10 protein-coding genes are annotated in these 11,021 nt (G+C 71.3%); 8 read left to right on the top strand and 2 right to left on the bottom strand.

Going from position 1 to position 11,021, the window contains the following annotated elements; translation table 11 throughout:
* The first annotated feature begins 231 nt into the window (after positions 1–231).
* Both ACIRON_RS20005 and ACIRON_RS20000 read left to right on the top strand, forming a co-directional pair.
* Positions 232–1,602 (top strand): glycoside hydrolase family 16 protein, encoded by a 1,371-nt coding sequence (locus tag ACIRON_RS20005; protein ID WP_402994743.1) that lies wholly within the window; start codon positions 232–234, stop codon positions 1,600–1,602.
* A gap of 24 nt (positions 1,603–1,626) precedes the next feature.
* Positions 1,627–2,643: a LacI family DNA-binding transcriptional regulator gene (locus tag ACIRON_RS20000; protein ID WP_402994741.1), complete on the top strand. Its 1,017-nt coding sequence runs from the start codon at positions 1,627–1,629 to the stop codon at positions 2,641–2,643.
* Between the two features lie 10 nt (positions 2,644–2,653).
* On the opposite strand, the gene ACIRON_RS19995 is transcribed toward ACIRON_RS20000, so the two are convergent.
* Complete coding sequence (locus ACIRON_RS19995; RefSeq protein ID WP_402994739.1) at positions 2,654–3,370, bottom strand: response regulator; 717 nt, start codon at positions 3,368–3,370, stop codon at positions 2,654–2,656.
* Positions 3,367–5,034 (bottom strand): ATP-binding protein, encoded by a 1,668-nt coding sequence (locus ACIRON_RS19990; protein WP_402994737.1) that lies wholly within the window; start codon positions 5,032–5,034, stop codon positions 3,367–3,369. Before ACIRON_RS19990 ends, ACIRON_RS19995 begins: the two co-directional genes overlap by 4 nt.
* A gap of 200 nt (positions 5,035–5,234) precedes the next feature.
* Here ACIRON_RS19990 and ACIRON_RS19985 point away from each other — a divergent pair, with 200 nt between their 5' ends.
* From ACIRON_RS19985 to pgsA, 6 genes are read left to right on the top strand one after another with little or no spacing between them, the layout of a single operon-like run.
* Complete coding sequence (locus tag ACIRON_RS19985; protein WP_402994735.1) at positions 5,235–6,200, top strand: Bug family tripartite tricarboxylate transporter substrate binding protein; 966 nt, start codon at positions 5,235–5,237, stop codon at positions 6,198–6,200.
* Complete coding sequence (locus ACIRON_RS19980) at positions 6,197–6,727, top strand: tripartite tricarboxylate transporter TctB family protein (protein WP_402994734.1); 531 nt, start codon at positions 6,197–6,199, stop codon at positions 6,725–6,727. Before ACIRON_RS19985 ends, ACIRON_RS19980 begins: the two co-directional genes overlap by 4 nt.
* A gap of 10 nt (positions 6,728–6,737) precedes the next feature.
* Entirely contained in the window at positions 6,738–8,261 is a 1,524-nt protein-coding gene (locus tag ACIRON_RS19975; RefSeq protein ID WP_402994732.1) for a tripartite tricarboxylate transporter permease, read from the top strand.
* Positions 8,261–8,683, top strand: a complete 423-nt coding sequence (locus tag ACIRON_RS19970; protein WP_402994730.1) for a universal stress protein — start codon at positions 8,261–8,263, stop codon at positions 8,681–8,683. Before ACIRON_RS19975 ends, ACIRON_RS19970 begins: the two co-directional genes overlap by 1 nt.
* Positions 8,684–8,733: 50 nt before the next feature.
* A complete protein-coding gene (gene rimO / locus ACIRON_RS19965) occupies positions 8,734–10,194 on the top strand; it encodes a 30S ribosomal protein S12 methylthiotransferase RimO (protein WP_402994728.1) in 1,461 nt (486 codons plus the stop codon).
* Between the two features lie 10 nt (positions 10,195–10,204).
* Entirely contained in the window at positions 10,205–10,849 is a 645-nt protein-coding gene (gene pgsA / locus ACIRON_RS19960; RefSeq protein ID WP_402994726.1) for a CDP-diacylglycerol--glycerol-3-phosphate 3-phosphatidyltransferase, read from the top strand.
* Positions 10,850–11,021 lie beyond the last annotated feature (172 nt).

Here is an 11,021-nt window from a genome sequence, read left to right as displayed (position 1 = left end):
CCGGGCCGCCCGCCCCCCCCCCCCCCCCCCCCCCCCGCCCCCCCCCCGCCCCCCCCCCCCCCGGGGGGGGCGGGGCGGCCGGCCCCCCCCCCCCCCCCCCCCTCGGCGGGTTGGCAAAGAGTTCGGGCGATGGGTGACAGCGGTCACATCGCTCTGTCACCATTGCCTCCGAGAGAGCGCTCTCACGAGTCGCCAGGACTCATCGCTCGTTCATTCGGAAAGCGAGTCATCATGAGAATTCTGAAGGCATTAGGAGCCGCTGCCGTCGCGGCCGGCATGGTCGCGGTGGCGATCCCGCTGACATCGTTCGGACAGGCGTCGGAGGCGTCGGAGCCGGGCACTCCGGCCGGCTGGACGAAGGTGTGGAGCGACGACTTCACCGGTGCGGCCGGGTCGCGGATCAACACCAACGACTGGATCTACGACATCGGCCACTCCTACCCCGGCGGTGCCGCCAACTGGGGCACCGGCGAGATCGCCTACCACAGCGACAGCACCCAGAACGTCTACCAGGACGGTGCCGGCAACCTCGTCATCAAGCCGATCCGCGACGGTGCCGGCAACTGGACCTCCGGCCGCATCGAGACGACCCGGACCGACTTCCAGCCGCCGTCGGGCGGCGTGCTCCGCGTCGAGGGCCGCATCCAGATGCCCAACGTCACCGGCGCGGCCGCGCAGGGCATCTGGCCGGCGTTCTGGATGCTCGGCGAGCCCTTCCGTGGCAACTACTGGAACTGGCCGGGCATCGGCGAGATCGACATCATGGAGAACGTCAACGGTGCCAACCAGGTCTGGGGCACCCTGCACTGCGGCACCTCACCCGGCGGACCGTGCAACGAGACCACCGGCCTCGGTGGGACCATCCAGGGCTGCCCGGGCTCGACCTGCCAGTCGTCCTTCCACACCTACGCGATGGAGTGGGACCGCAGCACCAGCCCGCAGCAGATCCGTTTCTACGTCGACAACACGCTCTTCCACACGGTGCGCTCGGACCAGGTCGACGCGACGACCTGGAACAACGCGACCAACCACGGATTCTTCATCATCCTCAACGTCGCGATCGGCGGCGGCTGGCCGGGCAACCCGACCTCGGCGACCGCCTCCGGTGTGCCGATGCTGGTCGACTACGTCGCGGTCTACTCCAAGGGCGGCGGCACCACCGAGCCGACCGACCCGCCGGAGACGGGCAACCGCGACGCCTACTCGACGATCCAGGCCGAGTCCTTCAACGCCCAGAGCGGCACCCAGACCGAGACGACCTCCGACACCGGCGGCGGTCAGGACGTCGGCTACCTCGCCAACGGCGACTGGCTCCGCTACGACGGCGTGAACTTCGGCTCGAGCGCCGCCCGTACGTTCTCCGCGCGGGTCGCCTCCGGCGCGCCCGCGGGGGTCAGCGGCCTGGTCGAGGTGCGGCTCGACAACGTGAACAACGCGCCCATCGGCAGCTTCTCGGTCGCCAGCACCGGAGGCTGGCAGACCTGGCGTACGGTCCCGGGCGCCATCACCGGGGTGACCGGCACGCACACGGTCTACCTGCGCTTCACCAGCGGCCAGCCGGCCGACTTCGTCAACGTCAACTGGTTCACGTTCTCAAGGTGAGGGGTAGGCGATAGGTTTCGATACATGAACGAGACCCCGGCCGGCCGGCCGACGCTGGAGACGGTGGCGCGGGCGGCCGGGGCCTCACGAGCGACCGTCTCGCGCGTCGTCAACGGCTCCACGACCGTGCGCGCCGACATCGCCGAGAGCATCCGCCGGGCCATCGCCGAGCTCGGCTACGTGCCGAACCCGGCGGCGCGGAGCCTGGTGACGCAGCGTACGGACTCCATCGCCCTGATCCTGCCGGAGTCGGCGACCCGGGTCTTCTCCGACGACGCCTTCTTCCCCGGCGTGATCCGGGGGGTCGGGGAGGCGCTGGAGAAGGCGGACAAGCAGCTGGTGCTGCTGCTCGCCTCGACGCAGTCGAGCCACGACCGGATCCTGCGCTACGTGCACGGCCGCACCGTCGACGGTGTCGTGCTGGCCTCGATGCACGGCGCCGACACCCTGCCCGAGGAGCTGCGGGCGGCGGGCGTCCCGGTCGTCACCAGCGGGCGGCCGCTGGGCGAGGCGACGGTGCCGTTCATCGACGTCGAGCACGCCAGCGGCGTGGAGGCGGCGATGAGACACCTCGTCGGCCTCGGCCGGCGCCGGATCGCGACGATCGCGGGGCCGCAGGACATGGTGGCCGGGCGCGAGCGCCTCGCCGGCTACCTCGCCGGTCTCCAAGCCGTGCCGGGGGCGGTGCCGCTGGTCGAGGAGGGCGACTTCATGCGCCAGTCCGGGATCGACGCGATGGAGCGGCTGCTGCAGCGAGATCCCGGCATCGACGCCGTCTTCGCGGCCTCCGACCTGATGGCCGACGGCGCCCTGCGTACGCTGCGCCGGCTCGGCCGCCGGGTGCCCGACGACGTGGCGGTGATCGGGTTCGACGACGTCGAGGCGGCCCGGTTCACCGACCCGCCGCTGACGACGGTGCACCAGCCGATCCACGAGATCGGCACCCGCCTCGCCGAGCAGATCCTCCGCCTGGTGGCGGGGGAGGAGGTCGAGGCCTCCGTCGTGCTCCCGACCAGGCTGGTGATCCGCGAGTCCGCCTGAGGCAGCGGTCTCAGGCGTCACCCGCGCGGTAGCGCCGCTCAGGCCGCCCGGCGGTGCCGTAGTTGAGACGTACGCCGATCCGGCCCGTGCTCGCGAAGTGCTCGAGGTATCGGCGGGCGCTGACTCGGGAGACTCCGATCGCGTCGGCGCACTCGGTGGCGCTGAGCTCACCGGCGGTCTCCAGCGCGGCCAGCACGGCCCGGGCGGTCTCGGCGCTGAGCCCCTTCGGCAGGCGTTCACGTGACTCGCGTGCGCCCTGGTGGCTGAAGACCTCGTCGATGCCGGCCTGGAGCTCGTCGCGGTGTCCGGGGCCCTCGGCCCGTTCTCCGATCCGGGCGAGCGCCTCGCGGGAGCGGCGTACGTCATCGAGCCGGGCGGCCAGATCCTCGAACGGGAACGGCTTCACCACGTAGTGGGCGGCGCCGCCGGCCGCGGCGGCCCGCACCGTGTCGGCCTCGCGGGCGGCGGTGATGACGATGACGGCGGCGTCGTCGCCTCGTCCGCGCAGCCGGCGCAGCAGCTCGATGCCGCTGAAGTCGGGAAGGTGCACGTCGAGCAGCAGCACGTCGGGGGAGAGGCGAGCTGTCTCCTCCAGCGCCTGGGAGCCGGTCGCGGCCACGCCGACGACCCGGAACCCCTCGACGCGCTCGACGAAACGGGTGTGGATCGAGGCGACCATGAAGTCGTCCTCGACCACGAGCACGGTGAGCTCAGGTGCGGACGTCATCGGGACTCCTCGGGGGCAGCGGTGGTGGGTGGGGCGAGCGGCGCGGCGCCCGGCAGGGTCGCGATGAAGACCGCTCCGGGGCGCTCCGCCGACCCGCTATTCTCCACCTCGACCTCGCCACCGCGTGCGCGGCACACCAGCTGCACCAGCGCGAGCCCCACGCCGCGGCCGCTGGCGTCGCGCGGCTTGGTGCTGAATCCGCGCCGGAAGATCTCGGGCAGACGCTCGGCCGGCACTCCGCCGCCGGTGTCGGAGACGCGCACCTTCACGGTCTCGCCCTCGGCGGTCAGGCGTACGCCGACCCGACCGTCGAGCGGCCCGACCAGGGCGGCCGCGTCGACGGCGTTGTCGACCAGGTTGCCGAGGACGGTGACCACGTCGGCGGACCCGTCGGGGGTGAGCCGGGGGAGCGAGCTGGCGGCGTCCAGGTCGATGCTCACCCGTCGCTCGGCGGCCAGGCTGGCCTTGGCGACGAGCAGCGCGGCCGCGGCGGGGTCGTCGATCCGGGAGGTGATGTGGTCGCTCAGGGCCGCCCGGCGTGCGGCCAGCCCGGTGACGAAGCGGCCCACCTCGGCGTACTCCTCGAGCTCGAGGAGTCCGGTGATGGTGTGCAGCTGGTTGCTGAACTCGTGGGTCTGCGCCCGCAGGGTCTCGGTGACGCTCTCCCGGGCGTTGAGCTCGCTCTGCAGCGCCACCAGCTCGGTGCGGTCGCGCAGCGTGGTGACGGTGCCGGCGGGGCGGCCGTCGTGGTGGACCCGGTTGCGGTTGAGCACGAGCACCCGCTCGCCGGCGACCAGCGGTGCGTCGTGCACCTCCTCGGGCCCGCTGAGCAGGGCGAGGGTCTCGGCGGGCAGGTCGAGCTCGTCGAGCCGGCGCCCGGTCGGGTCCTCCCGAAGTCCGAGCAGCTCGCGGGCGCTGTCGCTCATCAGGCTGACCCGCCCGTCGGCGCCCACGGCCAGCACCCCCTCGCGGATCGAGCGCAGCAGGCCCTCGCGGTGGTCGGCGAGGGCGGCGATGTCGCGGGGCTCCAGGCCACGCGTACGCCGCTTGATCAGCCGAGCCAGCAGCCACGACCCCAGCACCCCGAGCGCGAGCCCGGCCAGGAGCACGGTGAGGGCATCGGCCCAGGTGCGGGCGAGGCGCTCGGTCAGCGGCGGATAGTCCTCGGTCACCACGACGACGCCGACCGGACGTGGCGCCTCGGGGTCCGTACCGGTCGAGCCACCGCCGTAGACCGGGACCTGGGCGGCGATCGCCCGGCGGCCGGCGTCGTCGATGTCGCCGGACCAGGCCCGGCTGGTCTCGCGCCTGCCCAGGTCGAGCCGCTCGCCGACTCGGGTGGGGTCGGTGGCGACGAGCACCTCGCCGTCGAGGCCGGTGAGATAGGCGGTGTCGGCGCCCGCATCGGCGGCCCGGGTCTGCAGGTAGAAGCTCAGGGCCTGCCGGTCGGGGGTGCTGGTCAGCCCGTCCTGGACCGCCGCGATCCCGGCCAGGCTCTCCGCCGCTGCGCGCAGCCGGTCCTCGCGGGAGTCACGGAAGTCGGCGTCGCTCTGCCGTAGGGAGACGATGCTGGTCGCCACGACGACGAGCAGCAGCACAGAGAGCTGCAGCACCAGCACCTGCCCGGCCAGCGACAGGTGCCGGCGCGATCGCGGTGACCACAAGTTACACAACCTCCTTTGGTTGCCGAATGGTGACGGCGCTCACCTCGGACTGTGACCATCGCCACTGACCGTTTCATCCCCCTGAGTCTGGAGGCCAGCCGTTGTCGACGCCGACATCGCAGTCCCCGCCCGATCCGAGCCGGCTGCCGCTGCCGCAGCAGAGGCAATCGCGTCGGGCAGCGAGCATACGCCGTACCCGCGTGCTCGCCGTCGTGCTCGTGACCTGCCTGCTCGCCGCGGCATCGGCCTGCGGCGTGACCCGTGGCGCGGAGTCCCGCGACCTCGACATGTGGATCCCGAACAGCCCCGGAGGCGGCTATGACCAGACCGGCCGGGCGGCCGTGGGGGTCCTCGACCGCGACAACATGACCGGCGGCGACATCCAGGTGACCAACATCCTGGGCGCCGGCGGCTCCGTCGCGATGTCCCGCCTGATGAGCGAGGAGGGCAACGGCAACCTGCTCATGACCATCGGTCTGGGCGTGGTCGGCTCCACCTACTCCTTCGGTGTGGACGCCCGTCCCCAGGACGCCACCCCGATCGCCCAGCTCATCGAGGAGCAGGAGGGCGTGCTGGTTCCGGCCGACTCGCCGTTCAAGACCATCGACGACCTGGTCAAGGCCTGGGCCGAGGACCCCGAGTCGATCGTGGTCGGCGGCGGCTCCTCGCCCGGTGGCCCCGACCACCTCTTCCCGATGCAGCTGGCCGAGGCCGCAGGCATCGACCCGAAGGAGGTCAAGTACGTCCCCTACGACGGCGGTGGCCCGCTCACCAGCGCGCTGCTGGGTCACAAGATCGAGGTCGGCTTCTCCGGTCTCGCCGAGTTCGAGGGCCAGGTGGAGGCCGGTGAGCTTCGGGTCCTGGCCGTCTCGGGCGACGAGCGCGGCACCGGCGTCTTCGCCGACGCGCCGACGCTGACCGAGAGCGGCATCGACCTGGTCTTCCTCAACTGGCGCGGCGTGCTCGCCCCGCCGGGCATCAGCGCCGAGCGCCGGCAGGAGCTGATCGACCTGCTCACCCAGATGCACGACTCGAAGCAGTGGCAGCAGGCGCTGAAGGACAACGGCTGGACCGACGCCTTCGTGACCGGTGACGACTTCGACGACCTGCTGGTCGAGCAGGACCAGCGCGTCGCCTCGACCCTGAAGGAGCTGGATCTGCTGTGAGCGTCCACGAAACCGAGTCCCAACCCCCGGAGCCCGCGAGCACCGCGCGGCGGGTCGACTTCGGCCAGTACGGTCTGGCCCTGTTCCTGGTCGTCGTCGGGATCTACACCGTCATCGACGCCGCCGGCCTGGAGGTCGGCTTCGCCGACCCGGTCGGCCCCCGCGTCTTCCCGTACGTCATCGGCGCCGGCCTCGTCGTCGTCGGTGTGCTGCTGGCGGTCGCCACCGCCCGCGGCTCCCAGCCGGAGCCCGAGGAGGGCGAGGACGTCGACCTGAGCCAGTCGGCCGACTGGCTGACCGTCCTCAAGCTGGTCGCGGTCCTGCTGTTCACGGTCGCGACCGTGAACCTGCTCGGCTGGGCGATCTCGGGTGCGGCACTGTTCGCCGGCGCCGCGTGGTGCCTCGGCAGCCGAACGCTCGTGCGGGACGTGATCGTCGGGCTCGTCCTCGCGGTCGCCAGCTGGTACGCCTTCTACGTCGGTCTGGGCATCCCGCTCACCCCTGGCGTACTCGACGGGATCCTGTGAGGACTGACTGATGGAGAACTTCGAACTTCTCATGGGTGGACTCGAGTCCGCCCTGACCCCGATGAACCTGCTCTACGCCGCCGTCGGCGTGCTGCTGGGCACCTTCGTCGGCGTGCTGCCCGGCATCGGGCCGGCGATGGCCATCGCGCTGCTGCTGCCCGTGACCTACCGGCTCGAGCCGACCAGCGCGTTCATCATGTTCGCCGGCCTCTACTACGGCGGCATGTACGGCGGCTCCACCACCTCGATCCTGCTGAACACACCGGGGGAGTCCGCCTCGGTGATGACGGCGCTGGAGGGCAACCGGATGGCCAGAGCGGGGCGTGGCGCGCAGGCGCTGGCCACCGCCGCGGTCGGCTCGTTCGTCGCCGGCACCATCGGCACCCTCCTGGTGGCCTTCTTCTCGCCGGCCCTGGCCGACGTGGCCGTCGAGCTGGGTGCGCCCTCGTACTTCGCGCTGATGGTCCTGGCCCTGGTGATGACCACGACCGTGCTCGGCACCTCGGCCCTGCGCGGCTTCGCAGCGCTGTTCCTCGGCCTGACGATCGGCCTGGTTGGTCTCGATCTCAACACCGGACAGCCGCGGCTCACCTTCGGTGTGACCCAGCTCGTCGACCGGCTCGACATCGTGGTCGTCGCGGTCGGCATCTTCGCGCTCGGTGAGGCCCTGTGGGTCGCGGCCCACCTGCGCCGCCGTCCGGCGCACGTGGTCCCGGTCGGCCGGCCCTGGATGGGACGCGACGACTGGGGTCGCTCCTGGAAGCCGTGGCTGCGCGGCACCGCGTTCGGGTTCCCGTTCGGTGCCCTTCCCGCCGGTGGCGCCGAGATCCCGACGTTCCTCTCGTACCTGACCGAGCGGAAGCTCTCCAAGCGCGGCGACTTCGGCCGTGGCGCGATCGAGGGCGTCGCCGGGCCGGAGGCGGCCAACAACGCCTCGGCCGCCGGGATGTTCGTGCCGATGCTGGCGCTCGGCCTGCCGGTGACCGCGACCGCCGCGGTGATGCTCTCCGCGCTCCAGGGCTACGGCATCACCCCGGGTCCGCAGCTGATGACCGACCACGCCGACCTGGTGTGGACGCTGCTGGCCAGCCTCCTGATCGGCAACACCCTGCTGCTGGTGCTGAACCTGCCGCTGGCGCCGCTGTGGGCCCGGCTGCTGCGGATCCCGCGTCCGCAGCTCTACGCGGGCATCCTGTTCTTCGCCTGCCTGGGTGCGTACGCCACCAACCTGGACCCGTTCGACATCGGGCTGCTGGTCGCCTTCGGTCTGCTCGGGCTGATGATGCGCCGCTTCGGGCTGCCGGTGCTGCCGTTGATCCTGGGTGTCATCCTGGGGCCGCTGATGGAGACCAAGCTGCGCGAGGCGCTGACGATCTCGGGCGGTGACTACGCGACGCTGCTGAGCGAGCCGCTCGCGGTGGTCATCTACGTCCTGATCGCGCTGTTCATCCTGGGGCGGCCGTTCATCGCCCGACTCAGGGCACGGGCCGAGCAGTCGGCCGAGGTCGAGGACGAGAAGGAGCTGGTGGACTGATGAGTGAGACTCCCGCAGGTGGCTGGGTGGTCGTGGCGTGGGCGCCCGACGTCTTCGGCTCGGTCGCGCTGGACTGGGCGCTCGCCGACGCCGAGCGTCGTGACCGCGGCGTCGTGGTCGTCAACGCCTCCCGGGGCGACGCCCTGGTCGACGACCGCTTCGCCCTCGACGAGCAGCTCGGCGAGCTCGAACGCCGGCTCACCGCCTCCGGACGGCCCCACGAGATCCGGCAGTCCATCGACCCGGACGTCGCCGGCGCCGTCCTGGACGCCGCCGAGCAGCTCGACGCCAAGCTGGTCGTGGTCGGTCTGCGGCGGCGTACGCCGGTCGGCAAGCTGCTGATGGGCAGCGTCGCGCAGCGGATCCTGCTCGGCGCCTCCTGCCCGGTCCTGTCCGTGAAGCCGGGCTCGGTCCCCGACTGATCGACGCGAGGGTTCGGTCTCAGGGCTTGCGCCCGTCATACTTCACGGTGATGAGCACTGCGACCGAACCCTCCGCCGAGACCGCCCAGCCAGCTGACCAGAAGGTCCTCTCGGTCGCCATGGTGACCCTCGGGTGCACCCGCAACGAGGTGGACTCCGAGGAGCTCGCCGGCCGGCTGACCGCCGGTGGCTTCCGGCTGGTCGCCGACCCGGACGAGGCCGACACGGTGGTCGTCAACACCTGCGGGTTCGTCGAGCAGGCGAAGAAGGACTCGGTCGACACGCTGCTCGAGGCGGCCGACCTCAAGGAGACCGGGAAGGCCCAGGCGGTCGTCGCGGTCGGTTGCATGGCCGAGCGCTACGGCAAGGACCTGGCCGCCGAGCTCCCCGAGGCCGACGCGGTGCTCGGCTTCGACGACTACCCCGACATCGCCGCCAAGCTCCGCGCGATCCTGGCCGGTGAGACCCACCACCCGCACACGCCCCAGGACCGGCGCCTGCTGCTCCCGATCTCCCCGGTCGAGCGCGACGCCTCCGCCATCTCGGTCCCCGGCATGGCCGCGGTCGACCAGGTGCCCGGTTTCGCAGGACGTACGCGGCTCGACGACGCCCCGTGGGCGCCGCTGAAGCTCGCCTCGGGCTGTGACCGGCGGTGCACCTTCTGCGCGATCCCGCAGTTCCGCGGCTCCTTTGTCTCGCGACGCCCCTCCGACGTGCTCCACGAGGCCCAGTGGCTGGCTCAGCAGGGCGTCAAGGAGCTCTTCCTGGTCTCGGAGAACTCCACCTCCTACGGCAAGGACCTCGGCGACATCCGGCTGCTCGAGACGCTCCTGCCGGAGCTGGCCGGCATCGACGGCATCGAGCGCGTACGCGTCTCCTACCTCCAGCCCGCCGAGACCCGGCCCGACCTGCTCAAGGTCATCGGCACCACGCCCGGCGTGACGCCCTACTTCGACCTGAGCTTCCAGCACGCCTCCAACGCCGTGCTGCGGCGGATGAAGCGGTTCGGCGACCCGGAGAGCTTCCTGGGCCTGCTTTCGCAGATCCGGGCCTATGCCCCGACCGCCGGGGTCCGCTCCAACGTCATCGTCGGCTTCCCTGGCGAGACCGAGGAGGACCTGGAGATCCTCACCGACTTCCTGGTCGCCGCCCGCATGGACGTCACCGGCGTCTTCGGCTACTCCGACGAGGAGGGCACCGAGGCCGCTGGCTTCGACGAGTCGCTCAAGCTGGACGCCGATGAGATCCGCGCCCGCGTCGAGCACGTCAACGAGCTCGTCGAGGAGCTCACCGCCCAGCGCGCCGAGGAGCGGATCGGGGAGCAGGTCGTCGTGCTCGTCGAGGAGACCTCCGACGGCGAGATCTGGGGCCGGTCCGCCCACCAGGGCCCCGAGGTCGACGGGATGACCTCGCTCGAGGGCGACGTCGAGGGCGTACGTCCGGGCGATCTCGTCGCCGCCACCGTCATCGCCTCCGAAGGCGTTGACCTGGTCGCGTCGGTGAACGGTTAGGGTTCAGCCCGTGAACGCCGAGTCGAACGACGCCAGCACCGCCGAGAAGACCAGCAACTGGAACGTACCCAACGCGCTGACCACGCTGCGGATCCTCGCGGTGCCGTTCTTCGCGTGGGCGCTGCTCGCCGACGGCGGCGACAACCCGACCCTGCGCTGGGTCTCCTTCGCGATCTTCGCGCTGGCGATGATCACCGACAAGATCGACGGTGACCTGGCTCGCAAGCACAACCTGATCACCGACTTCGGCAAGATCGCCGACCCGATCGCCGACAAGGCGGTCACCGGGATGGCCTTCATCGGCCTCTCGATCGTCGGCGACATCTGGTGGTGGGTGACGATCATCGTGCTGGTGCGCGAGTGGAGCGTCACGATCCTGCGCCTCTCGGTGCTCAAGAAGATCGTGATCGCCGCCGACCAGCTCGGCAAGATCAAGACCACGGTGCAGGCGGTCGCCCTCGGCGGCCTGCTGATGCCGCTCCCGCACGGGTCCGCCCACGGTGGCGCCTTCGGCGACGCCCTGATCTGGGAGCTGCTCTTCTACGCCTTCCAGGTCTGCCTCGCGGTCGCGGTCGCGCTGACCATGTGGTCCGGCGCGCAGTTCTTCGCCGGGGTGTGGAAGCAGCGCGCCTCGCTGCGTGGCGGCGCCGAGTAGCCGCGACTGGTCTGGACCATTTCGACTAGTTGTAACTCCGTTACCCGACGTTCACCCAAGGCGCTCCCAACGAGACGTACGCCGGGTTAGAGTCACGTCGTTTCGGTCGGTCCTCAGCGATCGCACTGATCGGGCAGGCCGGCTGGCGCACTCACTCTTTCACCTCATGCGG

Origin of the sequence: Nocardioides sp. NPDC101246 (assembly GCF_044767415.1) — a bacterium.
Classification (GTDB): Bacteria; Actinomycetota; Actinomycetes; order Propionibacteriales; family Nocardioidaceae; genus Nocardioides.
This window is presented reverse-complemented; position numbering and strand designations above follow the sequence as displayed.

What these genes read in the sequence shown, in the direction of transcription:
- ACIRON_RS19995 (WP_402994739.1), bottom strand. Translation starts at nt 3,370, where the DNA reads ATGACGTCCGCACCTGAGCTCACCGTGCTCGTGGTCGAGGACGACTTC.
- ACIRON_RS19975 (WP_402994732.1), top strand. Translation starts at nt 6,738, where the DNA reads ATGGAGAACTTCGAACTTCTCATGGGTGGACTCGAGTCCGCCCTGACC.
- ACIRON_RS20000 (WP_402994741.1), top strand. Translation starts at nt 1,627, where the DNA reads ATGAACGAGACCCCGGCCGGCCGGCCGACGCTGGAGACGGTGGCGCGG.
- ACIRON_RS19970 (WP_402994730.1), top strand. Translation starts at nt 8,261, where the DNA reads ATGAGTGAGACTCCCGCAGGTGGCTGGGTGGTCGTGGCGTGGGCGCCC.
- rimO (WP_402994728.1), top strand. Translation starts at nt 8,734, where the DNA reads ATGAGCACTGCGACCGAACCCTCCGCCGAGACCGCCCAGCCAGCTGAC.
- ACIRON_RS20005 (WP_402994743.1), top strand. Translation starts at nt 232, where the DNA reads ATGAGAATTCTGAAGGCATTAGGAGCCGCTGCCGTCGCGGCCGGCATG.